A 24,663-nucleotide genomic window follows, 5' to 3' on the forward strand; every position below is an offset into this window, starting at 1 on the left:
AGAAATTTAAAGTGAGAAATTATTTCCGTTTTGACGAGAATCAAACGAATTATAAACGAGAGATTCTAGGTGGCTTGACGACTTTCTTATCAATGGCATACATCTTAGCTGTTAACCCACAAGTTTTAAGTTTAGCAGGGGTGGATGGTGTTCCAGCTGATCAAAAAATGGATCAAGGTGCGGTATTCGTTGCGACTGCATTAGCAGCATTTGTAGGCTGTTTATTTATGGGACTCATCGCAAAATATCCGATCGCACTTGCACCGGGCATGGGATTGAACGCCTTTTTTGCCTTTACTGTCGTGTTAACAATGGGGATTCCATGGCAAACAGGTTTAACAGGGGTGTTCTTCTCTGGATTTATTTTTGCGATTTTAACAGCAACTGGATTGCGAGAAACCATTATTAATGCCATCCCATATGAAATGAAGATGGCAGTGTCGGCAGGGATTGGTCTTTTTATTACCTTTGTAGGATTACAAAGTTCAGGAATTATTAAAAATCAAGATGCGACACTTGTAACACTAGGAAAAATCACTGACCCTAACGTTTTACTTGCTATCGTGGGGATTATCGTTACCGTTGTACTTTATGCAAAGAAAGTGCCAGGCGCAATATTTATTGGTATGGTGGTCACAGCGATTGCTGGTTTAGTGACACAACAAATCGCACCACCGCATGCGATTTTAGGTAAGGTACCTAGCATTGCACCTACATTTGGTGCTGCTTTTGAATCGTTTCAAGATCCATCACAATTATTTACAATCCAGTTTTTAATTGTCATCCTGACATTTTTATTTATTGATTTCTTTGATACTGCGGGAACGATTGTTGCCGTCGCTTCACAAGCAGGTATCATGAAAGATAACAAGTTACCTCGTGCAGGGAGAGCACTATTTTCAGACTCACTTGCGACGATGACAGGTGCTATTTTTGGTACAACAACGACGACTTCTTATATTGAATCGACATCAGGCGTAGCAGTAGGGGCTCGAACAGGTTTTGCAAGTATTGTAACAGGTTTTTGTTTCCTTCTTGCATTATTCTTTAACCCGCTAATGGCTGTAGTCACACCAGCAGTAACGACACCTGCACTCGTTGTTGTAGGGGTATTGATGGCATCAAGTCTAGCGGAAATTAGTTGGAAACGATTTGAAGTTGCAGTGCCAGCTTTCGTCACAATTATTATGATGCCTTTATCTTATTCTATTGCGACAGGGATTGCGTGTGGCTTCATTTTCTATCCTATTACAATGTTATTAACAAAACGTCATAAAGAAGTCCATCCTATTATGTATGGTTTGTTGGTTATCTTCATTCTATATTTCGTATTTGTTCATGGATAAACTTATATATAAACATATAAAAAAGAAGTTAGAACGAACAGGCGTTGACTTGTTCATGTATCTAACTTCTTTTTTTAGGTTTTATTTTTAAAGTATGCAACTAATCATTGAACAGTTATAAATATGCTTACATACTTCAAATAATGACTTAGCTTACTTATTGTGTTGTGTTTTATTTTGATCTTCATCTGTGTAAATCACAGTAGCTTTAGCGTTACGAATATACACTGGAGAGACTAATACTATCATAAGAAAAAAGATAAGCAAAATTAACATAATCCAGTGTAAAACCATGCCGATGACAGGGATAATAGCGATACCATTCGCTACGATACCAAATGCTGGAATTAAAAGCATAGGACGTATCGTATTTTGTTGACCAAAGATAAAGATTAAAATCATCACCAAATAAATAAAAGCATTAAAAGCTAATGGCTGCCAGCCTAAAGCTAATACATACCAGCCTCCAAAAAATGGGAAACCAGCAATGAATTCAGAAACTAAAGCAATCAGCGCAAGAATAATTAAGGCTGTTTTAGAATTTTTAGTCACTCGATTCACCTCCTATCTTCAAAAAGAAGTGACAAATCTGGCTCACTCATCAAATAAAAAAATTTAAGCTTAAGCATTTTACATACACTGCACGAGTGATTCACCAGAAATAATAACTACATTTAAAAATGATGATCTATCAGCGACAATCATTTTCTTCTATTATAAACTGTAATCCAAAGACTCACAAAAACTATCTCTATGATAACGAAAAAAATTCTTTGAAACTATTGAACTTAAGCCGTATTTCAAGTAAAATAACATGGTATGTGAATTAGACATAAAAAACTTTAGGGAAATGGTTGCCAAGTCAATGGTTTTCATGTATCATGTCTAATGTTGGACTTTAAATGCGATGAAGCGAAAGGTTACTGACACACCCGGCCGCTTTGCCATGGCGTTGTGTGAGATAGTTTTCGTGGAGAAGTCTATCACTTTAATGAAGACGTATAAGGAGGGTAAATTATGGCAAAACAAAAAATCAGAATTAGATTAAAAGCTTATGATCACCGTGTGATTGATCAATCAGCTGAGAAAATTGTTGAAACTGCAAAACGTTCTGGAGCGGATGTTTCTGGTCCAATTCCATTACCAACAGAAAAATCAGTTTACACAATTATTCGTGCGGTTCATAAGTATAAAGATTCTCGTGAACAATTCGAACAACGTACACACAAACGTTTAATCGACATTGTTAACCCTACGCCAAAAACAGTTGACGCGCTTATGGGCTTAAACTTACCATCAGGTGTAGACATCGAAATTAAATTATAATAGAAAATTTTAGGAGGTGGACTTTCGATGACCAAAGGAATCTTAGGAAGAAAAATTGGGATGACTCAAGTATTCGGTGAAAACGGCGACTTAATCCCAGTAACTGTAGTAGAAGCAAAAGAAAACGTAGTATTACAAAAGAAAACCGTTGAGGTTGACGGTTATAACGCAATCCAAATCGGTTTTGAAAACAAAGAAGCATACAAAAAAGATAGAAAAACAAACAAATATGCGAATAAACCAGCTGAGGGTCACGCTAAAAAAGCTGACACAGCACCTAAGCGCTTCATTCGTGAATTCAGAAACGTTAATGTTGACGAATACGAAGTAGGTCAAGAAGTCTCAGTAGATACATTTGAAGTTGGAGACATCATTGATGTAACAGGAACTTCAAAAGGTAAAGGTTTCCAAGGTGCAATCAAACGTCATAATCAAGCACGCGGACCAATGTCACACGGTTCACACTTCCATAGAGCACCAGGTTCTATCGGTATGGCTTCAGATGCATCACGTGTATTTAAAGGGCAAAAATTACCAGGCCGCATGGGTGGTAATACAGTAACTGTTCAAAACTTAGAAGTTGTTCAAGTCGATACGGAAAACAACGTAATTTTAGTTAAAGGTAACGTACCTGGTCCTAAAAAAGGTTTTGTTCAAATCCAATCAGCAATTAAAGCTAATAAATAAATCGTAGCGAAAGGAGGAAATGCATAATGGCAAATTATGATGTATTCAAAGTTGATGGTTCAAAAGCAGGTTCAGTAGAACTTAGCGATGCAGTATTTGCAATCGAACCTAATAATGAAGTTTTATTTGAAGCAATTAACTTACAACGTGCTTCATTACGTCAAGGTACACATGCGGTAAAAAACCGCTCAGCAGTACGTGGCGGTGGACGTAAACCATGGAGACAAAAAGGTACAGGACGTGCGCGTCAAGGTACAATTCGTGCTCCTCAATGGCGTGGTGGTGGTGTCGTATTCGGTCCAACACCGAGAAGCTACGCATACAAAATGCCTAAGAAAATGCGTCGTTTAGCATTACGTTCTGCAATTTCTTACAAAGTTAAAGAAAATGAATTCAAAATTGTGGACAGCTTTAACTTAGAAGCACCGAAAACAAAAGAATTCAAAACAACTTTAACAAATTTAGAGCTACCTAAAAAAGTGTTGGTTGTAACAGTTGGAGAAGATGTGAATGTTGAATTATCAGCACGTAACATTCCTGGCGTACAAATCACAACACCAGAAGGTTTAAATGTTTTAGATTTAACACACGCTGATAGCGTATTAATCACTCAAGAAGCAGCTAAAAAAGTTGAGGAGGTGCTCGGATAATGGAAGCTAGAGATATTCTAAAGCGCCCCGTAATCACTGAGAAATCATCTGCAGCAATGGCTGAAGATAAATATACTTTTGATGTAGATGTTCGTGCGAACAAAACTCAAGTTAAAAAAGCAGTAGAAGAAATCTTTGAAGTTAAAGTTGCAAATGTTAACATCATCAACTATAAACCAAAGAAAAAACGTATGGGCCGTTACCAAGGCTATACAAACAAACGCCGTAAAGCGATTGTGACACTTAAAGAAGGTCAAATCGACTTATTCAACTAAAAACATACCAATAAGGAGGTAAGCGACAATGGCACTTAAACATTATAAGCCAATTACTAATGGTCGTCGTAATATGACTACATTAGATTTTGCTGAGATCACAAAATCTGAACCCGAAAAGTCATTATTACAACCGCTACCGAAAAAAGCGGGTCGTAACAACCAAGGTAAATTGACAGTACGTCACCATGGTGGCGGTCACAAACGTCAATACCGTGTTATTGATTTCAAACGTAACAAAGATGGAATTCCAGGTAAAGTGGATTCAATCCAATATGATCCAAACAGATCAGCAAACATTGCTTTAATCGTCTATGCAGATGGTGAAAAACGCTACATTATCGCACCTAAAGGCTTAGAAGTAGGTCAAGTCATTGAAAGTGGTTCAGAAGCTGACATCAAAGTTGGTAACGCACTTCAATTAAAAGACATTCCAGTCGGTACAGTTATTCACAATATCGAATTAAAACCAGGACGTGGCGGTCAACTTGCTCGTTCAGCAGGTGCAAGCGCACAAGTACTTGGTAAAGAAGGTAAATATGTACTTGTAAGACTTCGCTCTGGTGAAGTACGTATGATTCTTTCAACTTGCCGTGCTACAATCGGACAAGTTGGTAACTTACAACACGAACTTGTTAACGTTGGTAAAGCTGGTAAATCTAGATGGTTAGGTAAACGCCCAACAGTTCGTGGTTCTGTAATGAACCCTAACGATCACCCACACGGTGGTGGTGAAGGTCGCGCACCAATCGGTCGTCCATCACCAATGTCACCATGGGGTAAACCTACGCTTGGTAAGAAAACACGTCGTGGTAAAAAACGTTCTGATAAACTTATCGTACGTGGACGTAAGAGAAAATAAAAATAGCTTATTTGGGTGTGCGGCGTAATCGCTGCACGCACATAATAAGAAAGGAGGCGCCACTATGGCTCGTAGTATTAAAAAGGGACCTTTCGTCGATGATCACTTAATGAAAAAAGTGGAAGCTCAAGGCGATAGCGAGAAAAAGCAAGTAATTAAAACATGGTCACGTCGTTCAACAATTTTCCCAAACTTTATTGGGCACACATTTGCTGTATACGATGGACGTAAACATGTACCTGTATATGTAACTGAAGATATGGTTGGACACAAATTAGGTGAATTTGCTCCAACACGTACATTCAAAGGACATGCTGCAGACGATAAGAAAACAAGAAGATAAGCGATCTTTAATGAGTAGAGGAGGAAAAACGAATGGAAGCAAAAGCGGTTGCTAGAACGATCAGAATCGCACCTCGTAAAGTAAGATTAGTATTAGACCTAATCCGAGGAAAAGATGTTAGAGAAGCAGTAGCGATTTTAAAATTAACAAACAAAGCTTCTTCTCCAGTAGTAGAAAAATTATTAATGTCCGCTTTAGCTAATGCAGAGCACAACTATGGCATGAACACAGATGAATTAGTTGTTAAAGAAGCATATGCTAACGAAGGACCAACATTAAAACGTTTCCGTCCACGTGCGCAAGGACGTGCAAGCGCAATTAACAAAAGAACAAGCCACATCACAATCGTAGTGAGTGATGGTAAAGAGGAAGCTCAAGAAGCTTAATCAAATATTAAGGAGGGAATACCGTGGGTCAAAAAATTAATCCAATCGGTCTTCGTGTTGGTATTATCCGTGACTGGGAAGCGAAATGGTTCGCAGAGAAAGATTTCGCATCACTTTTACATGAAGATTTAAAAATTCGTAAATTTATTGATAACGCATTAAAAGACGCTTCAGTATCTCACGTTGAGATTGAGCGTGCTGCTAACCGCATTAACATCGCAATTCATACTGGTAAACCAGGTATGGTTATCGGTAAAGGCGGTTCTGAAATCGAAAAACTTCGTAACAAATTAAATCAATTAACTGATAAAAAAGTTCACATCAACGTTATTGAAATCAAGAAAGTTGATCTTGATGCACGTTTAGTTGCTGAAAACATTGCACGTCAATTAGAAAACCGTGCTTCATTCCGTCGTGTTCAAAAACAAGCTATCGGAAGAGCAATGAAATTAGGTGCTAAAGGTATCAAAACTCAAGTTTCAGGTCGTTTAGGCGGTGCAGACATCGCACGTGCTGAACAATACTCAGAAGGAACTGTACCACTTCATACTTTACGTGCAGACATCGATTATGCACATGCAGAAGCTGACACAACATATGGTAAGTTAGGTGTTAAAGTATGGATTTATCGTGGTGAAGTTCTTCCTACTAAGAAAAATAGTGAAGGAGGAAAATAATTATGTTACTACCAAAGCGTGTAAAATATCGTCGTCAACATCGTCCTGACACTAAAGGTCGTTCAAAAGGCGGTAACTTTGTAACATTCGGTGAGTTTGGTCTTCAAGCAACAACAACTTCATGGATCACATCTCGTCAAATCGAATCAGCTCGTATTGCTATGACACGTTACATGAAACGTGGCGGGAAAGTTTGGATTAAAATCTTCCCTCACACTCCATATACACAAAAACCTTTAGAAGTACGTATGGGTGCTGGTAAAGGTGCGGTTGAAGGCTGGATCGCAGTAGTAAAACCAGGTAGAATTTTATTTGAAGTTGCAGGCGTATCTGAAGAAGTTGCGCGTGAAGCATTACGTTTAGCGAGTCACAAACTTCCAGTTAAAACGAAGTTTGTAAAACGTGAAGAATTGGGTGGTGAAACAAATGAAAGCTAAGGAAATTAGAGACTTAACCACTTCAGAAATCGAAGAGCAAATCAAATCTTCAAAAGAAGAGCTTTTTAACCTACGCTTTCAATTAGCTACAGGTCAATTAGAAGAGACGGCACGCATTAAAACAGTAAGAAAAACAATTGCACGTCTAAAAACTGTTGCACGTGAAAGAGAATTAGAACAAGGTAAAGCAAACCAATAATGATTGAAAGAGGAGGTTACTAAAGTGAGCGAAAGAAATGATCGTAAAGTTTACGTTGGTAAAGTTGTTTCAGATAAAATGGACAAAACAATCACTGTTTTAGTTGAAACATATAAAACACACAAACTATATGGTAAACGTGTAAAATACTCTAAAAAATATAAAACACATGACGAAAACAATACAGCTAAAATCGGAGATATCGTTAGAATCCAAGAAACTCGTCCTTTATCAGCGACAAAACGTTTCCGTTTAGTAGAAATCGTCGAAGAATCAGTAATTATTTAATGACTATTTAAAAGATAAGGGAGGTTTAATCATGATACAACAAGAAACACGCTTAAAAGTAGCAGACAACTCTGGTGCTCGTGAAGTACTTACAATCAAAGTATTAGGTGGATCTGGCCGTAAAACTGCTAACATCGGTGACGTTATTGTAGCTACTGTTAAAAATGCTACACCTGGAGGCGTTGTTAAGAAAGGCGATGTTGTTAAAGCTGTTGTCGTACGTACTAAATCAGGTGTACGTCGTAAAGACGGTTCATACATCAAATTTGATGAAAATGCATGTGTTGTAATTCGTGATGACAAAGGACCACGTGGTACACGTATCTTTGGTCCAGTAGCACGTGAATTACGTGAAGGAAACTTTATGAAAATCGTTTCCCTTGCACCAGAAGTACTATAATTAATCGTAAATAATAATCATAAATCTTAAGGAGGTGCCCACATGCATATCAAAAAAGGTGACAACGTAATCGTTATCGCAGGTAAAGACAAAGGTAAAACTGGTAAAGTTGTAGCAACTGAACCTAAAAAAGACCGTGTCGTTGTGGAAGGTGTAAACATCGTTAAAAAACACCAAAAACCAACTCAATTTAATCCTGAAGGTGGAATCTTAGAAACTGAAGCAGCAATTCACGTTTCTAATGTACAAATATTAGACCCTAAAACAAACGAACCAACTCGTGTTGGATACAAATTTGTTGATGGTAAAAAAGTAAGAATCGCTAAAAAATCTGGCGAAGAAATCAAGTCTAATTCATAATAGTTGAAAGGAGGATCCACTTTGAACCGTTTAAAAGAAAAATTTAACTCAGAAGTTACTGAAAACTTAGTTAAGAAATTTAACTACAGTTCAGTAATGGAAGTACCAAAAATCGAAAAGATCGTTGTGAACATGGGTGTTGGTGACGCAGTACAAAACTCAAAAGTTTTAGATAACGCTGTTGAGGAATTAACTGCAATCACTGGTCAAAAACCATTAATCACTAAAGCGAAAAAATCAGTTGCAACATTCCGTTTACGTGAAGGTATGCCAATCGGTGCAAAAGTAACTTTACGTGGCGAAAGAATGTATGAATTCCTAGATAAATTAATCTCAGTATCACTTCCACGTGTACGTGACTTCCGTGGTGTTTCTAAAAACGCATTTGACGGTCGCGGTAACTACACTCTAGGTGTTAAAGAACAATTAATCTTCCCTGAGATTGACTACGATAAAGTATCAAAAGTACGTGGTATGGATATCGTTATCGTTACAACTGCTAATACAGACGAAGAAGCGCGCGAATTATTAACGCAATTCGGTATGCCGTTTCAAAAATAATTTCTGAAGGAGGCGAATTAAATGGCTAAAAAATCAATGGTTGCTAAACAACAACGTGAACAAAAGTTCCAAGTTCGTGAATATACACGTTGTGAACAATGTGGTCGTCCACATTCTGTATTTCGTAAATTTAAACTTTGCCGTATTTGTTTCCGTGAATTAGCTTACAAAGGTCAAATTCCTGGCGTACGTAAAGCTAGCTGGTAAAAATTTAACTCTTGAAAGGAGGCAACAAACTATGACATTGTCAGATCCAATTGCAGATATGCTTACTCGTGTAAGAAACGCAAACATGGTGCGTCACGAAAAATTAGAATTACCTGCATCAAATATTAAAAAAGAAATTGCTGAAATCCTTAAAAACGAAGGTTTCATCAAAAATGTAGAATATATCGAAGATGATAAACAAGGTGTTATCCGTTTATTCTTAAAATATGGTTCAAACAACGAGCGTGTTATTACAGGCTTAAAACGTATTTCTAAACCTGGTTTACGTGTATATGCGAAAGCAAACGAAGTACCTAAAGTATTAAACGGTTTAGGTATCGCATTAGTTTCTACTTCTGAAGGTGTAATCACTGATAAAGAAGCAAGAAAACGTAATGTTGGTGGAGAAGTATTAGCATACATTTGGTAAGATATAATAAATAAGGAGGTGCCATAGCATGAGCCGTGTTGGTAAAAAAATTATCGAAATCCCTAGCGACGTTACTGTAACTATCGAAGGTAATACAGTTTCAGTTAAAGGGCCTAAAGGTGAATTATCACGAACTTTAAATGAAGAAATGACTTACAAACAAGAAGAAAACACACTTGAAGTTGTTAGACCATCAGATTCTAAAGAACACAGAACTGTTCATGGTACAACTCGTGCGTTAATCAATAACATGGTACAAGGTGTATCTAAAGGATACGAAAAATCACTTGAACTTATCGGTGTAGGTTACCGTGCTCAAGTACAAGGTAAAAATCTTGTATTAAACGTTGGTTACTCTCACCCAGTTGAAATCGAAGCTGCTGAAGGCATTACTTTCTCAGTAGATAAAAACACAACTGTTAAGGTTGAAGGTATCGATAAAGAATTAGTAGGTGCAACAGCATCTAAAATTCGTGACGTTCGTCCACCAGAACCTTATAAAGGTAAAGGTATTCGTTACCAAGGCGAATATGTTCGTCGTAAAGAAGGTAAAACTGGTAAATAATAAATAAACTCTACAGAAAGGAGTATTGACATGATCAGCAAAATTGATAAAAACAAAGTACGTTTAAAAAGACATGCACGCGTTCGTACGAAATTGTCAGGTACTAGCGAAAAGCCACGTCTAAACGTATATCGTTCAAACAAACACATCTATGCACAAATCATTGATGATACTAAAGGCGTAACTTTAACACAAGCTTCTACTAAAGACGTTGATGCAGACGCTTCAGCTACAAAAGTTGAATTAGCATCTAAAGTCGGTGAAGCAATTGCTAAAAAAGCAAGCGAAAAAGGAATCGAAGCAGTTGTATTTGATCGTGGAGGATACTTATTCCACGGCCGTGTGAAAGCATTAGCAGATGCAGCTCGTGAAAATGGACTTCAATTTTAATTTAAAAGGAGGGACAATATATAATGGCTCGTAGAGAAGAAGAAGTTAAAGAATTTGAAGAACGCGTAGTTACGATTAACCGTGTTGCTAAAGTAGTAAAAGGTGGTCGTCGTTTCCGTTTTACTGCACTTGTAGTAGTAGGTGACAAAAATGGCCGCGTTGGATTCGGTACTGGTAAAGCACAAGAGGTACCTGAAGCAATCAAAAAAGCAGTTGAAGCAGCGAAGAAAAATCTTATCACTGTAACTCGTGTTGATGGTACAACACCACACACAATTACTGGACGTTTTGGTTCAGGAAGTGTTTTAATGAAACCAGCAGCACCTGGTACTGGTGTTATCGCAGGTGGCCCAGTTCGTGCCGTATTAGAACTTGCAGGTATTACTGACATTTTAAGTAAATCTTTAGGTTCAAACACACCAATCAACATGGTGCGCGCAACAATTGATGGTTTACAAAACTTAAAAAATGCTGAAGATGTTGCCCGTTTACGTGGTAAATCAGTAGAAGAATTATATAATTAAGGAGGGAAACATTTAAATGGCTAAAATACAAATCACCCTCACTCGAAGCGTTATCGGGCGTCCAGAAACACAACGTAAAACAGTTAAAGCTTTAGGTCTTAACAAGATCCATTCTTCTCTTATCGTTGAGGACAACCCAGCAATTCGTGGACAAATCAACAAAGTAAGTCACTTAGTATCAGTAGAAGAAAAATAATTAAGGAGGTGCCAAAATGAAATTACATGAATTAAAACCATCAGAAGGCTCACGTAAAGTACGTAACCGTGTAGGTCGTGGTGCGGCTACAGGTAACGGTAAAACGAGTGGTCGTGGTCAAAAAGGTCAAAAAGCACGTTCAGGTGGTGGCGTAAGACCAGGTTTCGAAGGTGGTCAATTACCATTATTCCGTCGTATTCCTAAACGTGGTTTCACAAACATTAATCGTAAAGAATATGCTATCGTTAACTTAGACCAACTTAACAAATTTGAAGATGGTACTGAGGTAACACCTGAATTATTAATCGAAACAGGCGTAGTTAAAAGTGAAAAATCTGGCATTAAAGTTTTAGGTAATGGTTCATTAGAAAAGAAATTATCTGTCAAAGCGCATAAATTCTCAGCATCAGCTAAGGACGCTATTGAAGCGAAAGGCGGAGCACACGAGGTGATCTAATGTTTCACACGCTTGTGAACTTTTTCAAAACAAAAGAAGTTCGTAACAAGATACTTTTTACTCTTGCAATGTTAGTCATTTTCAAAATAGGTACGTACATCCCAGCACCTGGTGTTAATCCAGAAGCTTTTGATAATCGACAAGGTTCTCAAGGCGTCACTGACTTGTTAAACACGTTTGGTGGCGGAGCCTTGAAGAACTTTTCCATTTTCGCAATGGGAATCATGCCCTACATCACTGCTTCTATCGTAGTACAATTGTTGCAGATGGACATTGTACCGAAATTTACTGAATGGGCAAAACAAGGTGAAACAGGACGTAAGAAGTTAACTAACTTTACGCGTTATTTTACAATTGTTTTAGCATTTATTCAGTCCATTGGTATGGCGTTTCAGTTCAATAACTATTTGAACGGAACTCTTATTAAAGAGCAAAGTGTAATGTCTTATTTGCTTATTGCAGTAGTGCTTACAGCAGGAACTGCGTTTTTAATGTGGTTGGGTGAACAAATCACACAATATGGTGTGGGTAACGGTATTTCTATCATTATCTTTGCAGGTATTTTATCTACACTTCCATCTGCCTTGATCCAATTCTATCAACAAGAATTTATCGGTCAAGACGATGTGACACTTGCTTGGTTAAAAGTAGGCGGTCTCGTATTAGGTATGATTTTACTTACTGTTGGGGCTGTATATGTTTTACAAGCCATTCGTAAAATACCGATTCAATATGCAAAAAAACAATCCAACATGCGACTTGGTTCACAAGCAACGTACTTACCATTAAAAGTGAACTCTGCAGGGGTTATTCCAGTTATCTTTTCTATGGCATTCTTCTTATTGCCAAGAACGTTAACATTGATTTTCCCAAAAGCAGATTGGGCACAAAAAGTGGGGAACTATGCAGACCCATCTAATAATATGGGTATGGTTGTCTATGTGATCTTGATCATTGCATTTACTTATTTTTATGCATTTGTCCAAGTTAACCCAGAAAAAATGGCAGAAAATCTTAAGAAGCAAGGCAGTTATGTTCCAGGAATTCGTCCTGGTGAACAAACTAAAAAATATATTACGAAAGTCCTTTATCGCTTAACTTTTGTAGGTTCAATTTTCTTAGCGGTCATTGCAATCTTGCCAATTATTGCGACTAAAGTAATGAACTTACCTCAAGCCATTCAGTTAGGTGGAACAAGCTTACTCATCGTTATCGGTGTAGCGATTGAGACAATGAAAAGCTTAGAAGCACAAGTGAATGAAAAAGAATATAAAGGCTTTGGTAGACGATAATATGTAGGAGGGCACTCATGAACATTATCTTAATGGGATTACCTGGTGCTGGTAAAGGAACTCAAGCGACTGAGATTACCAAAAAGTACCCTATTCCTCATATTTCAACGGGGGATATGTTTAGAAAAGCGATTAAAGATGAAACTGAGCTTGGTAAAGAGGCAAAATCATTTATGGATCGTGGGGAACTCGTACCAGATGAAGTAACAGTAGGTATTGTCAAAGAACGTATCTCTGAAGACGATGCAAAAAAAGGTTTCTTATTAGATGGATTTCCTCGTACGATTGAGCAAGCAGAAGCTTTAAATTCTATTCTAGAAGAACTTGGTAGAACAATTGATGCAGTTGTGAATATCGAAGTGCCAGAAGAGGAATTAATGAATCGTCTTACAGGTCGTCGTATTTGCGAGATTTGTGGCACAACGTATCATCTTGTTTTCAACCCTCCAAAAGTTGAAGGTGTTTGTGATCTTGATGGTGGTAAGCTTTATCAACGTGAAGATGACAACCCAGAAACTGTTGCAAATCGTTTGAAAGTAAACGTAAAACAATCTAAACCTATATTAGATTTTTACAGCAAACAAGGTGTTCTGAAAAATATTGACGGTTCTAGAAATATTGATGAAGTTACAGCAGACGTCATAAATATTTTAGAATCATTAAAATAATAGCGACTTGGTTATCACTTCTTAAGTCGTTATCTTTAGTATCATAAATGTATTTGATTGTGATAAGGCTTTATAACGATATTTTGAAAGTGAAACGAGCCAAGCGATTATTGAGTTAATATTCAACATCCTTAGAACAAAAAGGAGGCGTTATTCCAATGGCAAAACAAGACGTTATCGAACTTGAAGGTACAGTATTAGATACTTTACCAAACGCAATGTTTAAAGTAGAATTAGAAAATGGTCATGAAATTCTAGCACATGTGAGTGGTAAAATTCGAATGAACTATATTCGTATTCTACCTGGCGATAAAGTAACAGTAGAAATGTCTCCGTATGATTTAACACGCGGAAGAATCACATATCGTTATAAATAATTGTCACTCCAACATTGAAGGAGGTTTAAAAATGAAAGTAAGACCATCAGTAAAACCAATTTGCGAAAAATGTAAAGTCATTAAACGTAAAGGTAAAGTAATGGTAATTTGTGAAAATCCTAAGCATAAACAAAAACAAGGTTAATTAAAAGAGAGGTGTAAAATATAATGGCACGTATTGCAGGAATTGATATCCCACGTGATAAACGCGTAGTAATCTCATTAACTTATATCTACGGTATCGGTAAAACTTCAGCACAAAAGATCCTTTCAGAAGCAAACGTTTCAGAAGATACACGTGTTAAAGACTTAACTGATGATGAATTAGGTCGTATCCGTGAAGTTGTTGACGGCTATAAAGTTGAAGGTGACTTACGTCGTGAAACAAACTTAAACATCAAACGTTTGATGGAAATCTCATCATACCGTGGTATCCGCCACCGTCGTGGTTTACCAGTAAATGGTCAAAAAACTAAAAACAATGCGCGTACGCGTAAAGGCCCAGTTAAAACTGTAGCTAACAAGAAAAAATAATAGGTAAAGGAGGCAAATTATACTATGGCACGTAAACAAGTATCACGTAAACGTAGAGTGAAAAAGAATATTGAAAACGGTGTGGCACACATCCGCTCAACATTCAACAATACAATTGTAACTATTACAGATGAATTCGGTAATGCTTTATCATGGTCATCTGCAGGTGCGCTTGGTTTCAAAGGTTCTAAAAAATCTACTCCATTCGCAGCCCAAATGGCATCTGAAACAGCTTCAAAAGCAGCAATGGAACATGGTTTAAAATCAGTAGAAGTAACTGTAAAAGGCCCTGGTCCAGGTCGTGAATCAGCGATCCGTGCATTACAATCAGCAGGTTTAGAAGTAACAGCGATTAAAGACGTTACTCCAGTACCACATAATGGTTGCCGTCCACCAAAACGTCGTCGCGTATAATTAAATTTTTGTTTTGTCACAAATCACTTGAATTTAAAGTTTATGCAAGTCGACGTACTTAAGGAGGATATGTAAATGATTGAAATTGAGAAACCTAGAATTGAGACAATTGAAGTTAGTGATGATGCTAAATTCGGTAAGTTCGTTGTTGAACCACTAGAACGTGGTTATGGTACTACACTAGGAAACTCCTTACGTCGTATCCTACTATCATCATTACCAGGTGCGGCTGTTAAATATATCGAAATTGAAGGTGTTTTACACGAATTCTCAGCAATTGATCATGTCGTTGAAGACGTATCAACAATTGTTATGAATATTAAAAAGTTAGCACTTAAAATATATTCAGAAGAAGATAAAACACTTGAAATCGATGTTAAAGAAGAAGGCGAAGTCACTGCAAAAGATATCACACATGACAGTGATGTTGAAATCTTAAACCCAGATCTTAAAATTGCAACAGTAGCGCAAGGTGGTCACCTTAAATTACGTTTAGTTGCAAGTACAGGGCGCGGGTATGCATTAGCTGATCAAAACAACTCAAGTGATCTACCAATCGGTGTTATTCCAGTTGATTCATTGTACTCACCAGTAGAACGTGTGAATTACACAGTGGAAAATACGCGTGTGGGTCAAAGTTCTGACTTTGATAAATTAACATTAGACGTATGGACTGATGGTTCAATCACACCACAAGAGTCTGTTTCATTAGCAGCAAAAATCATGACTGAGCATTTAAATATCTTTGTTGGTTTAACTGATGAAGCACAAAATGCTGAAATTATGATTGAAAAAGAAGAAGATCAAAAAGAAAAAGTATTAGAAATGTCTATCGAAGAATTAGACTTATCTGTACGTTCTTACAACTGTCTTAAACGTGCAGGTATCAACTCTGTACAAGAACTCGCTGATAAATCAGAGGCTGATATGATGAAAGTTCGTAACTTAGGTCGCAAGTCTCTTGAAGAAGTAAAATATAAATTAGAAGACTTAGGTTTAGGTCTAAGAAAAGAAGATTGATAAAGGAGGTTAACTCATGGGTTACAGAAAATTAGGTCGTACTTCAGATCAACGTAAAGCAATGTTACGTGATTTAGCTACATCATTAATCGTAAGTGAGCGCATCGAAACGACTGAAGCACGTGCGAAAGAACTTCGTAGCGTAGTTGAAAAACTGATCACTTTAGGTAAAAAAGGTGACTTGGCTTCTCGTCGTCAAGCAGCAAAAACTTTACGTAATGTTGAAATCTTAAACGAAGATGAAACAACACAAACAGCACTTCAAAAATTATTCGGTGAAATCGCTGAACGTTATGAAGAACGTCAAGGTGGTTACACTCGTATTCTTAAAGTTGCTCCACGTCACGGCGATGGCGCATTAAAAGTAATTATCGAATTAGTTTAATTAATACACTACTACTACATTAAAGCAAATGAGTGCAACGATAATGTTTGCCACATACAAATATTGTCTAGCTCAGAGTACCCCATCCAACTAAATATTGACGACAAAGCGTGAACTCAATGAGGATGGGGTGCGCGCTTTTTTAGTGTAATCGGTCATAAATCAAGATGACATCGCCAAATCTTATTGAATCACATTCAGCTTTTTTACACGTATGTGTCGCTGAATGATGCACTCATAATACTTGGTGATTCATTTTAACATCGAATATACCAAGTAGAGGTAGTACATACAGGGTTTATAACTGTGCCATGTACTATCAAAGATAAAAGATGAGTAAACGATGCTTTATGCATGTGAACTCTATTTTGTATAAAAACGCATCATCTCTGTTAAGGGCGGAACAACGAAATCCATTCGATTTCTGTTCCGCTCTTTTATTTATATGGCTTGATACATATACAAATCATGTCTTTTTTTGTAAAATAAGCGTATTAGTACAAATGGAGGGACGCTAAATGAAAGACGAAAACCTGATTGAATTTGAACATGTATCATTTCAATACGACGAACAACAACCGCGTGTTTTGAATGATGTTCAATTTAAAATTAAAAAAGGTGATTGGGTTTCGATTGTCGGTCACAATGGCTCGGGAAAATCAACTTTAGCGAAACTTCTAACAGGCATCGAGCAAGATTTCACTGGTGATATAAAGGTCAATGGTAACTCTATTAAAGGAAAAGATCGGCCCGCTTTTCACCATCATATTGGTATTGTATTTCAAAATCCTGAAAATCAGTTTGTGGGTTCAACTGTGAAATATGATGTTGCTTTCGGCTTAGAAAATAAAAATGTTTCTTATGATAAGATGCATCAAATTGTGCCAGCTGTTTTGAAAGACGTCGATATGTATGACAAGCAAAATCATGAGCCAACCGCATTGTCAGGGGGACAAAAACAACGTGTTGCGATTGCGGGTGTCCTTGCATTAGAGCCACAATTGATTATTTTAGATGAGGCGACAGCCATGTTGGATCCAGAGGGAAAGCGTGACATACTAGCCATGGTCAAACACTTGAACGAAACGAAAGGTATTACAGTTATCGCGATTACGCATGACCTTTCTGAAGTCGTCAGCTCAGATCAAGTAATCGTGATGAACCAAGGTGAAGTTTATTTAAATGGTTCAGTAGAATCGATATTTAAACACGGGCAGTCATTAATGACACTTGGCTTAGACTTGCCATTTGAAATGCGTGTCGCGAATCTATTAAATATGGAACCAGGTTTTATGACTTATGAAGGATTATTGGAGCGTTTAATATGATTAAATTTGAAGAAGTTTCATACACGTATCAGAAAAAGACGCCGTATGAATATCAAGCACTCAATCAAATATCAACTGAATTTTTACCTGGGCGTTATTATGCCATTATTGGAAAAACAGGTTCAGGGAAGTCAACTTTAATTCAGCATTTCAATGGGCTCTTAAAACCTACACAAGGCCATATGCAAGTATTAGACGTCGCTATCAATCCAAAGACAAAAGATAAAAAATTAAAGTCAATTAGAAAGCGAATTGGGATGGTGTTTCAATTTCCTGAGTCACAACTTTTTGAGGAGACAGTCGAAAAGGAAGTGCTATTTGGTCCTCAAAACTATGGACTGGATATTGAAGCAGCACGTGCCAAAGCGATGCGCTTATTAACAGAGCTAGGTTTTGATGCAGAAACAACAATGAAGCAATCTCCTTTCTTACTGTCAGGCGGTCAAATGAGAAAAGTCGCACTCACTGCAATTCTCACGATGGACCCTGATATTTTAATTTTAGATGAACCTACAGCAGGATTAGATCCACGCAGTCGAGAACAGGTTATGCAGTTATTTAAAAAATTACAACTGGAACAGCATAAAACGGTCATTTTAGTGACACATGATATGAATGATGTGGCACGATTTGCTGAAGAAGTTAAAATAATGCAAAAAGGGAGCCTTATTGAATCGACTACACCACAACAATTTTTTTCACGTACTGAAGATGTTCAAGCTTTGCACCTTTGTTTGCCCGATATCGTGCGTTTACAAAGAGATATTGAAGCGCGCTTAGGGATTCAATTTGAAAAGCTTGCAATGACAGAAGAGGCGTTTGCTACGATGTTCAAAGAATGGAGGCAACGTCATGAAAGATAAATTGATTATTGGGCGTTACTTACCATTAGACACTTTCGTTCATCGTTTAGACCCACGTGGTAAATTCATCTTTGTATTTATATTTATTATTGTTATTTTTTTGAGTCACCATCCGTATAGTTATTTGTGGCTTGCTTTCATATTGTTAATTATTTTAAAAGTCGCACGTATTCCACTGGGGTTTCTTTTAAAAGGCTTACTTCCAATTTTTATCTTTTTACTATTAACATTAGTGATGCATTTGTTTTTAACGAAAGGTGGAACACGATTATTTGAATGGGGTATTCTGTCCATTGATTCTAATGGAATTAGAGAAGGGATTTTAATTGTACTGCGCCTTGCTTACATTATGATTATTTCAACACTACTTACTTTGACGACAAGTCCTTTGAACCTTACAGAAGCCTTTGATCGTTTATTTAAACCGTTGAAATATATCAAAGTCCCTGTAGCTGCGTTAAGTATGATGATGTCTATTGCACTACGATTTATTCCTACTTTGATGGAAGAATTAGATAAAATCGTATTATCACAAAAATCACGGGGTTCAGATATTAGTTCTGGCTCTATTGTGGCACGTATTAAGGCGTTTATCCCTTTAATGATTCCATTGTTTATTTCTGCCTTTCAACGTGCAGAAGAATTGGCTATCGCTATGGAAGTGAGAGGCTATGATGCAAATCAGCAGAGAACAAGTTATCGTGTACTAGAATGGCACGTTAAAGATACGCTCGCCTTGCTGAGTATCATTCCAATTGCAGTCATTTCGATATGGTTAGGCCATCATTTTTAGATTGAGAAAAGGAGAATTTTATGCAACGTGTGTTAGTGAAAATCAGTTATAATGGGGCGCAATTTTTAGGCTTTCAAATTCAAAACCAAGGGCGTACAGTGCAAGGTTATTTTGAAAAAATATTGAAACGTATGCATCAAAAGCCTGTTCGAATTCACCCTACAAGTCGCACAGATCGTGGTGTGCACGCAAAAGAACAGTATTTCCATTTCGATACGGATTTGAATATTGCGCCTAATAAGTGGCAACATGCCATGAATAGTGCGTTACCAGATGATATTTATGTTCATGAAGTCTCTTTAATCGATTCAGATTTTCACTGTCGTTATGATTGTGTAGGTAAACGCTATCGATACGCTATTTATCAAGATGCGCATCGCAATCCATTTCTCGCGCATTTGAAAACACTCGAGGCCCATGCACTTAATATTGAAGCGATGCAAGTAGCTGCACGTCATTTTATTGGAACACATGATTTTACTAGTTTCTGTTCTCAAAAAACTGAAGTTGAGAGTAAAACACGCACGATTTATGAAAGTCGCATCGAAGTCACTGAAGATGGCTTAGATTTTATTATTACAGGGTCAGGTTTTTTATATAACATGGTACGTGTCATTATTGCTTACTTACTTGAAGTCGGAAAAGGCAAGCGACAAGGTGAGGATATTCCACATATTCTTAAAATGAAAGATCGAACGCTTGTACCACATACTGCACCAGCAGAAGGTCTCTATTTAGAAAAGGTATATTTATCGCCCGAACAGCTCAAAAAAGACTTCGGTGAAACAATTAAAATTCATACGAAAAAATCGTCACAAATTTAATGAAATACATTGACATTAAGGCGTAAAACTTATAAGATAGTTAACGGTATTGTTTTATATCACCCCACGATAAGCCCCGGAAACTTATTGTGTTACAAAGATATATAAGCAGGAAAGAACAACAGTTAACGGAATAAATATCTCGCTCTAGGTTGTGCTGTCACAACCAGCTGAAAGACAAATAGGAAAGATTTATTCACTAGGAGGACAATATTATGCGTCAAACATTTATGGCAAATGAATCAAACATTGAGCGCAAATGGTATGTTGTTGATGCTGAAGGACAAACTTTAGGACGTTTAGCTTCAGAAGTCGCAGCTATCTTACGCGGTAAAAATAAAGTCACTTACACACCACACGTTGACAGTGGTGATTACGTTATCATCATTAACGCTTCAAAAATCGAATTTACTGGTAAAAAAGAAAGCGATAAAATCTACTACCGTCACTCAAATCATCCAGGTGGTTTAAAATCAATCACTGCTGGTGAATTAAGACGTACAAACCCAGAACGTTTATTAGAAAACGCAATTAAAGGGATGTTACCAAGTTCACGTTTAGGTGAAAAACAAGGTAAAAAATTATTCGTTTATGGTGGCGCTGAACATCCACACGCTGCACAACAACCAGAAAACTACGAGTTACGTGGTTAATTAGAAGGAGGAAATTACATTGGCACAAGTTGAATATAAAGGCACAGGCCGTCGTAAAAACTCAGTAGCACGTGTACGTTTAGTACCAGGTGAAGGTAACATCAAAGTGAACGATCGCGATGTACGCGACTACTTACCATTCGAATCATTAATCTTAGACTTAAACCAACCATTCGATGTAACAGAAACTAAAGGTAACTATGACGTTTTAGTTAATGTACACGGTGGCGGTTTCACTGGTCAAGCACAAGCAATCCGTCACGGTATTGCACGTGCATTATTAGAAGCAGATCCTGAATACAGAGGTTCTTTAAAACGCGCTGGATTACTTACTCGTGACCCACGTATGAAAGAACGTAAAAAACCAGGTCTTAAAAAAGCACGTCGTTCACCACAATTCTCAAAACGTTAATATCGTTGTTATATCAACTTTTACAGCACTTTCCAACTTTTGTTGGAGAGTGCTTTTTGTGTTTTTTATGGTTGTATATTTGGTTGTATATTTTTAACGGTTGGCGAAATATTCACTGACCGTTATTTTAATTTTTGATATTAAAAAAGCACAAATATCTCTATAATTGTAAGTGACTAAACAAACCATTAAGGAGATATTGTGCCTATGTATAATGATATATCAGTCATACAGACTTTTTAAGTCTTGCCAGAGTCAATACAGTTTAGTTCATTATTTATTGGGCCTTGATGAGAGGCTCAAAGAGACATATGAAACGGCGCACCGTCTTTTAAGTGCTCTGAAATCAAACGATATCCAGCAATTACGGTTCATCTTACAGGATTCAAAGACAAAAGATATTTCACAAGGACTCAAGCGTGTCATTCAAACATTCATCAAATACTTGCCCTATATCTCAAATACGATGCGTTATCCACATTTAACGAATGGGCCAATTGAGGGCATTAATAATAAAATAAAACTGATTAAACGGGTTTCTTATGGTTATAGAAATTTCTGGAATTTTAGGAATAGAATCTTAATCATTTCCAAGTTATTTGTAAGTGAATATAAAAAACGCATTAAACAACAAAAAAACGTTGCTTAATGCGCTATCGTCTCGCCAACCGACACCCATTTTTATTAGGGGCAGGACAGAAAATCTAAATGGTTTCTGTTCTGCTCTTTTTTGATGGAGAACGTCGCAATAATTTTTCTTCCAAGAACAGAACTAAACCTTATTCAGTCAGTTAAATATAAAAAATAACGTTGAAAGTCTTGCGCGTCACGCTACGTTATCCATTATATTGAGGTTAAGGAGGGATAACAATGCCACCCATTCATATCATAAGATCTGATAAAATTTATTTGAAATTATTGGAATTAGACGTTGCACAGAGAGACGCTTATTTTCGAGAAAATTTATTAAAGCATTTTCGAGAAAAATTTGAAATTCAACAGATACCCTTTGAACCAACAGCAGCAGGTTTTGATGCCTTAATGATGTTGAATCAAACGCACGTTTCGCCTGCAGAATTTAATTCGAGCAATAAAAAACAAATGGATATGCTTGATGATGATTTTTGGGATAATTGTAAAAGTGCGATTGAAGATGTACTGAAGCGTTTTGAAAAGAAGGGGATGCGTTCAAAGGTAAGTCAGTATACATTTACGGTTTTATTAGGAGATGAACAAAAGCCGACTATGTTCCTTAATCAAAATTATGGAGGAGAAGGCGGTATACCTGGATATGTGTGGCTTTCATTAGTTCCAAATGCCTATACTTTGAAGCGAACAAAAAGTGCCATTGCACATGAGTTCAATCATAACTTGAGATACCAATATGTTCAATGGGACGGTGGCTCTCTAGCAGAATTAATTGTTTCTGAAGGTTTAGCTGAAAATTTTGTTGAGGCCATGTATGGGAAGTCATATTTAGGACCTTGGGTAACGGCGATAGATTGGAATCAATCACAAGCATTAATTAAAAATATCATAGGAAAACATCTAGACATTGATAACATGTTTGAAGCAATGCCTTATTTATACGGGGATGAGATTGCTCAATTATATAGCGGTAATCAAGTAGTGTTACCTCACTCAGCAGGTTATACTTGCGGGTATTATCTTGTTAAAACTTATTTAGAAAAGACAAATTGTGGGATTGAAGAAGCCACTATGAAGTCTGCACAAGAAATTTTAAACGAGGTGGAATCATTTTGGAATACGAATATCGTATAAAAGACATCATCAAAATCACTGGCGTAACGAAGCGGACTTTACATTATTATGATGAAATTGGTTTATTATCACCCGAAAAAAATGAAAATCATCATAGAGTCTATACACAACATCATTTAATGCAATTACAAAAAATTTTATTACTGAGATCGATGGATGTAAGCATTAAAAGAATTATTAAAATAATGGCAATGGACGAAACAAATTTAATGGCATCATTGAAAGCTGAAATGGTCATTTTGAATGAAAAAATTGAACGATTAGAAAAAACGAAAAAAGCAGTGGCCAAATGGATAGAGGGCGTGCCGGTTTTAGAAATTGATGAATTGAACAACAACTTACAAGCTCAATATCAAGAAGAAGCTAAAATAAAATATGGTAATACATCTGCTTATCGTAGTTTTATTGAACGTAATGGGGATTATCAATTAAATAGTGTTGAGTCTAAAAATAAAATGGTGACAATATTTAAAGCTTTTAATCATTTAATAGAGCGGAACGTAAGCGATAGTGAAGTGTATGAAGTAGTGAAAGCATGGAAGGATTTGATGAATAGCTATGCTGAATTTGATGATGAAACACTATGTTGCATTGCAATGACTTATAATGAAGATGAAAGATTTAAAGATTATTTTAAACAATTCGGTCATCCGCAGTTAACTGAGTTTATTGATAAAGCTGTTCATTATCATTTAGCTTAATAATATATGAAATAATAAACACAGTATTTAGAAGAGATAGTCTACAAAAACTTTAAAAGATTAAAAATGAAAACACTGACCCACTCTAGGCAACTTTGCGGAGGTAAATAAACGACGAGTCGTACATGATAGCATTGAATAGCTTTCAAAGTCTAATGTGGTTTCATTGAATCTAAACTTCAATGAAGCCACATTTAGGTGAGTCTTCAGCGTTATACGTACGAGGCAAAGTTTCTAAATAGGGTAAGACAATCAAAAATTTTATTTTCTTTCATGCTTCTAAATAGAACTTTACCATATTACTGTTGTTTACTTAAAAATTGATTAGTTGATTGAATTTCTGCGAAGTTACTTAAACTGGAGATAAAGGCATTTTGGACATCTTCTGGTGCGACAGTTTGATTATTTAGCGATAATCCACGTGTTGTCGTTGCATCATGAATTAAAGTGGATTGATAACCCAATTCTTTTGCAGCGCGTGTTGTTGAATCGACACATAAGTGGGTCATCATCCCAGTAATGACTAGATCCGTGACATCATTCTCATCAAGTAGAGTCGCAAGTTCTGTTTGAAAGAAACTATTTGGAGTTTGCTTTGTGATCACAGGATCTTGTTCATAACGTTTGAGCTGAGGGTTTAATTGAACGCCTTCAGTGTCATGTACGAAAAAAGCGGCATCATCGTTAGGAAAGATGTGTTGAATGTAAAACACCGGTAGGTCTTCTTCATGGAACCATCTTTCAAGTAAGTTAATGTGTGCTAATGCTTCGTCAGGATTATGGAGAGGCATTTTGCCGTTTTCAAAATAATCATTTTGAACGTCTATAATGAGTAAACCTTGTTTTGTCATTTCCGTATACGCTCCTTTTAAAAAGAATAATAAATAACTTTCATCGTGTGCCGAGACATCAAACATTAGTTTGAAAGTATAATACGAAGTTCAACTTAAGTATGGAAATGATGTCTCATCGCCGCTTATTCATCATGATAGCAATAAAATAAGGTTGGGGCTAAAATTCTGTTTGAGTTAAAATAGGTATAAGCGATTTG

The 24,663-nt window shown here is 36.8% G+C and carries 40 protein-coding genes and 1 pseudogene; 39 read left to right on the forward strand and 2 right to left on the reverse strand.

What is annotated here, in order from left to right; all coding sequences use genetic code 11:
- Window positions 1–11 precede the first annotated feature (11 nt).
- On the forward strand, window positions 12–1,346 hold the full coding sequence (locus tag HMPREF1208_RS10395; RefSeq protein WP_016426348.1) for an NCS2 family permease: 1,335 nt from the start codon (window positions 12–14) through the stop codon (window positions 1,344–1,346).
- A gap of 153 nt (window positions 1,347–1,499) precedes the next feature.
- Here the strand turns inward: HMPREF1208_RS10395 and HMPREF1208_RS10400 are convergent, their stop codons facing one another.
- On the reverse strand, window positions 1,500–1,898 hold the full coding sequence (locus HMPREF1208_RS10400) for a hypothetical protein (RefSeq protein WP_016426349.1): 399 nt from the start codon (window positions 1,896–1,898) through the stop codon (window positions 1,500–1,502).
- 465 nt (window positions 1,899–2,363) lie between these two features.
- Here HMPREF1208_RS10400 and rpsJ point away from each other — a divergent pair, with 465 nt between their 5' ends.
- The 38 genes and pseudogenes from rpsJ (at window position 2,364) to HMPREF1208_RS10590 (ending at window position 23,612) form a co-directional block, all read left to right on the forward strand.
- Window positions 2,364–2,672: a 30S ribosomal protein S10 gene (gene rpsJ, locus HMPREF1208_RS10405; RefSeq protein ID WP_001118667.1), complete on the forward strand. Its 309-nt coding sequence runs from the start codon at window positions 2,364–2,366 to the stop codon at window positions 2,670–2,672.
- 27 nt (window positions 2,673–2,699) lie between these two features.
- Window positions 2,700–3,359 carry a 50S ribosomal protein L3 gene (gene rplC, locus HMPREF1208_RS10410; protein ID WP_016426350.1) on the forward strand — a complete coding sequence of 220 codons (660 nt, stop codon included), beginning with the start codon at window positions 2,700–2,702 and terminating at the stop codon, window positions 3,357–3,359.
- Window positions 3,360–3,385: 26 nt separating this feature from the next.
- Window positions 3,386–4,009, forward strand: a complete 624-nt coding sequence (gene rplD / locus HMPREF1208_RS10415; protein ID WP_016426351.1) for a 50S ribosomal protein L4 — start codon at window positions 3,386–3,388, stop codon at window positions 4,007–4,009.
- Window positions 4,009–4,284, forward strand: a complete 276-nt coding sequence (gene rplW / locus HMPREF1208_RS10420) for a 50S ribosomal protein L23 (RefSeq protein WP_016426352.1) — start codon at window positions 4,009–4,011, stop codon at window positions 4,282–4,284. Before rplD ends, rplW begins: the two co-directional genes overlap by 1 nt.
- 28 nt (window positions 4,285–4,312) lie before the next feature.
- On the forward strand, window positions 4,313–5,146 hold the full coding sequence (rplB, locus tag HMPREF1208_RS10425) for a 50S ribosomal protein L2 (RefSeq protein ID WP_016426353.1): 834 nt from the start codon (window positions 4,313–4,315) through the stop codon (window positions 5,144–5,146).
- 64 nt (window positions 5,147–5,210) lie between these two features.
- Window positions 5,211–5,489 carry a 30S ribosomal protein S19 gene (rpsS, locus tag HMPREF1208_RS10430; protein WP_014613216.1) on the forward strand — a complete coding sequence of 93 codons (279 nt, stop codon included), beginning with the start codon at window positions 5,211–5,213 and terminating at the stop codon, window positions 5,487–5,489.
- Between the two features lie 32 nt (window positions 5,490–5,521).
- Window positions 5,522–5,875, forward strand: a complete 354-nt coding sequence (gene rplV / locus HMPREF1208_RS10435; protein ID WP_016426354.1) for a 50S ribosomal protein L22 — start codon at window positions 5,522–5,524, stop codon at window positions 5,873–5,875.
- A 23-nt stretch (window positions 5,876–5,898) separates the two neighbouring features.
- Window positions 5,899–6,552, forward strand: coding sequence for a 30S ribosomal protein S3 (rpsC, locus tag HMPREF1208_RS10440; protein ID WP_016426355.1), 654 nt, complete (start codon window positions 5,899–5,901; stop codon window positions 6,550–6,552).
- A gap of 2 nt (window positions 6,553–6,554) precedes the next feature.
- Window positions 6,555–6,989 carry a 50S ribosomal protein L16 gene (rplP, locus tag HMPREF1208_RS10445; protein ID WP_016426356.1) on the forward strand — a complete coding sequence of 145 codons (435 nt, stop codon included), beginning with the start codon at window positions 6,555–6,557 and terminating at the stop codon, window positions 6,987–6,989.
- A complete protein-coding gene (rpmC, locus tag HMPREF1208_RS10450; protein WP_014613220.1) occupies window positions 6,979–7,188 on the forward strand; it encodes a 50S ribosomal protein L29 in 210 nt (69 codons plus the stop codon). Before rplP ends, rpmC begins: the two co-directional genes overlap by 11 nt.
- 24 nt (window positions 7,189–7,212) lie before the next feature.
- Window positions 7,213–7,476, forward strand: a complete 264-nt coding sequence (gene rpsQ, locus HMPREF1208_RS10455) for a 30S ribosomal protein S17 (RefSeq protein ID WP_016426357.1) — start codon at window positions 7,213–7,215, stop codon at window positions 7,474–7,476.
- Window positions 7,477–7,507: 31 nt separating this feature from the next.
- Entirely contained in the window at window positions 7,508–7,876 is a 369-nt protein-coding gene (gene rplN, locus HMPREF1208_RS10460) for a 50S ribosomal protein L14 (RefSeq protein ID WP_016426358.1), read from the forward strand.
- Between the two features lie 42 nt (window positions 7,877–7,918).
- The gene (rplX, locus tag HMPREF1208_RS10465) at window positions 7,919–8,236 is read left to right on the forward strand and encodes a 50S ribosomal protein L24 (protein ID WP_016426359.1); all 318 of its coding nucleotides are present in this window, start codon (window positions 7,919–7,921) and stop codon (window positions 8,234–8,236) included.
- A 21-nt stretch (window positions 8,237–8,257) separates the two neighbouring features.
- Entirely contained in the window at window positions 8,258–8,797 is a 540-nt protein-coding gene (rplE, locus tag HMPREF1208_RS10470; protein WP_016426360.1) for a 50S ribosomal protein L5, read from the forward strand.
- Window positions 8,798–8,818: 21 nt separating this feature from the next.
- A complete protein-coding gene (locus tag HMPREF1208_RS10475; RefSeq protein WP_016426361.1) occupies window positions 8,819–9,004 on the forward strand; it encodes a type Z 30S ribosomal protein S14 in 186 nt (61 codons plus the stop codon).
- Window positions 9,005–9,035: 31 nt separating this feature from the next.
- Entirely contained in the window at window positions 9,036–9,434 is a 399-nt protein-coding gene (gene rpsH, locus HMPREF1208_RS10480; protein ID WP_014613226.1) for a 30S ribosomal protein S8, read from the forward strand.
- Between the two features lie 28 nt (window positions 9,435–9,462).
- Complete coding sequence (rplF, locus tag HMPREF1208_RS10485; protein ID WP_016426362.1) at window positions 9,463–9,999, forward strand: 50S ribosomal protein L6; 537 nt, start codon at window positions 9,463–9,465, stop codon at window positions 9,997–9,999.
- Window positions 10,000–10,029: 30 nt separating this feature from the next.
- Entirely contained in the window at window positions 10,030–10,389 is a 360-nt protein-coding gene (rplR, locus tag HMPREF1208_RS10490; protein WP_016426363.1) for a 50S ribosomal protein L18, read from the forward strand.
- A gap of 23 nt (window positions 10,390–10,412) precedes the next feature.
- The gene (rpsE, locus tag HMPREF1208_RS10495) at window positions 10,413–10,913 is read left to right on the forward strand and encodes a 30S ribosomal protein S5 (RefSeq protein WP_016426364.1); all 501 of its coding nucleotides are present in this window, start codon (window positions 10,413–10,415) and stop codon (window positions 10,911–10,913) included.
- 16 nt (window positions 10,914–10,929) lie between these two features.
- Window positions 10,930–11,109 (forward strand): 50S ribosomal protein L30, encoded by a 180-nt coding sequence (gene rpmD, locus HMPREF1208_RS10500; RefSeq protein ID WP_016426365.1) that lies wholly within the window; start codon window positions 10,930–10,932, stop codon window positions 11,107–11,109.
- 16 nt (window positions 11,110–11,125) lie between these two features.
- Entirely contained in the window at window positions 11,126–11,566 is a 441-nt protein-coding gene (gene rplO / locus HMPREF1208_RS10505; RefSeq protein ID WP_016426366.1) for a 50S ribosomal protein L15, read from the forward strand.
- Window positions 11,566–12,858 (forward strand): preprotein translocase subunit SecY, encoded by a 1,293-nt coding sequence (gene secY / locus HMPREF1208_RS10510; RefSeq protein ID WP_016426367.1) that lies wholly within the window; start codon window positions 11,566–11,568, stop codon window positions 12,856–12,858. Before rplO ends, secY begins: the two co-directional genes overlap by 1 nt.
- A gap of 17 nt (window positions 12,859–12,875) precedes the next feature.
- A complete protein-coding gene (locus HMPREF1208_RS10515; protein WP_016426368.1) occupies window positions 12,876–13,526 on the forward strand; it encodes an adenylate kinase in 651 nt (216 codons plus the stop codon).
- A 158-nt stretch (window positions 13,527–13,684) separates the two neighbouring features.
- Window positions 13,685–13,903: a translation initiation factor IF-1 gene (infA, locus tag HMPREF1208_RS10520; protein ID WP_001118443.1), complete on the forward strand. Its 219-nt coding sequence runs from the start codon at window positions 13,685–13,687 to the stop codon at window positions 13,901–13,903.
- 31 nt (window positions 13,904–13,934) lie between these two features.
- A complete protein-coding gene (gene rpmJ / locus HMPREF1208_RS10525; protein ID WP_002509257.1) occupies window positions 13,935–14,048 on the forward strand; it encodes a 50S ribosomal protein L36 in 114 nt (37 codons plus the stop codon).
- Between the two features lie 23 nt (window positions 14,049–14,071).
- Complete coding sequence (rpsM, locus tag HMPREF1208_RS10530) at window positions 14,072–14,437, forward strand: 30S ribosomal protein S13 (RefSeq protein ID WP_014613234.1); 366 nt, start codon at window positions 14,072–14,074, stop codon at window positions 14,435–14,437.
- Window positions 14,438–14,461: 24 nt separating this feature from the next.
- Window positions 14,462–14,851, forward strand: a complete 390-nt coding sequence (gene rpsK, locus HMPREF1208_RS10535; RefSeq protein WP_014613235.1) for a 30S ribosomal protein S11 — start codon at window positions 14,462–14,464, stop codon at window positions 14,849–14,851.
- Window positions 14,852–14,926: 75 nt separating this feature from the next.
- Window positions 14,927–15,871, forward strand: coding sequence for a DNA-directed RNA polymerase subunit alpha (locus HMPREF1208_RS10540; protein WP_016426369.1), 945 nt, complete (start codon window positions 14,927–14,929; stop codon window positions 15,869–15,871).
- 16 nt (window positions 15,872–15,887) lie between these two features.
- Window positions 15,888–16,256, forward strand: a complete 369-nt coding sequence (rplQ, locus tag HMPREF1208_RS10545) for a 50S ribosomal protein L17 (RefSeq protein ID WP_016426370.1) — start codon at window positions 15,888–15,890, stop codon at window positions 16,254–16,256.
- 518 nt (window positions 16,257–16,774) lie between these two features.
- A complete protein-coding gene (locus HMPREF1208_RS10550) occupies window positions 16,775–17,584 on the forward strand; it encodes an energy-coupling factor transporter ATPase (protein ID WP_016426371.1) in 810 nt (269 codons plus the stop codon).
- Complete coding sequence (locus HMPREF1208_RS10555) at window positions 17,581–18,447, forward strand: energy-coupling factor transporter ATPase (protein WP_016426372.1); 867 nt, start codon at window positions 17,581–17,583, stop codon at window positions 18,445–18,447. Before HMPREF1208_RS10550 ends, HMPREF1208_RS10555 begins: the two co-directional genes overlap by 4 nt.
- Window positions 18,437–19,240, forward strand: a complete 804-nt coding sequence (locus tag HMPREF1208_RS10560) for an energy-coupling factor transporter transmembrane component T family protein (protein ID WP_016426373.1) — start codon at window positions 18,437–18,439, stop codon at window positions 19,238–19,240. The genes HMPREF1208_RS10555 and HMPREF1208_RS10560 overlap by 11 nt, the downstream gene beginning before the upstream one ends.
- A 20-nt stretch (window positions 19,241–19,260) precedes the next feature.
- A complete protein-coding gene (truA, locus tag HMPREF1208_RS10565) occupies window positions 19,261–20,064 on the forward strand; it encodes a tRNA pseudouridine(38-40) synthase TruA (RefSeq protein ID WP_016426374.1) in 804 nt (267 codons plus the stop codon).
- A 215-nt stretch (window positions 20,065–20,279) separates the two neighbouring features.
- A complete protein-coding gene (gene rplM / locus HMPREF1208_RS10570; protein ID WP_016426375.1) occupies window positions 20,280–20,717 on the forward strand; it encodes a 50S ribosomal protein L13 in 438 nt (145 codons plus the stop codon).
- 19 nt (window positions 20,718–20,736) lie between these two features.
- Window positions 20,737–21,129 (forward strand): 30S ribosomal protein S9, encoded by a 393-nt coding sequence (rpsI, locus tag HMPREF1208_RS10575; RefSeq protein WP_016426376.1) that lies wholly within the window; start codon window positions 20,737–20,739, stop codon window positions 21,127–21,129.
- Window positions 21,130–21,334: 205 nt separating this feature from the next.
- Window positions 21,335–21,778 (forward strand): annotated as a pseudogene (locus tag HMPREF1208_RS10580) (transposase); the annotation flags it as partial.
- 221 nt (window positions 21,779–21,999) lie between these two features.
- A complete protein-coding gene (locus HMPREF1208_RS10585; protein WP_016426378.1) occupies window positions 22,000–22,911 on the forward strand; it encodes a DUF2268 domain-containing protein in 912 nt (303 codons plus the stop codon).
- The gene (locus HMPREF1208_RS10590; RefSeq protein WP_016426379.1) at window positions 22,890–23,612 is read left to right on the forward strand and encodes a MerR family transcriptional regulator; all 723 of its coding nucleotides are present in this window, start codon (window positions 22,890–22,892) and stop codon (window positions 23,610–23,612) included. Before HMPREF1208_RS10585 ends, HMPREF1208_RS10590 begins: the two co-directional genes overlap by 22 nt.
- A gap of 299 nt (window positions 23,613–23,911) precedes the next feature.
- Here HMPREF1208_RS10590 and HMPREF1208_RS10595 read toward each other — a convergent pair whose 3' ends face one another.
- On the reverse strand, window positions 23,912–24,463 hold the full coding sequence (locus HMPREF1208_RS10595; protein WP_016426380.1) for a cysteine hydrolase family protein: 552 nt from the start codon (window positions 24,461–24,463) through the stop codon (window positions 23,912–23,914).
- Between the last annotated feature and the right edge of the window lie 200 nt (window positions 24,464–24,663).

Source organism: Staphylococcus sp. HGB0015, from assembly GCF_000411275.1.
Lineage (GTDB): Bacteria > Bacillota > Bacilli > Staphylococcales > Staphylococcaceae > Staphylococcus > Staphylococcus schleiferi.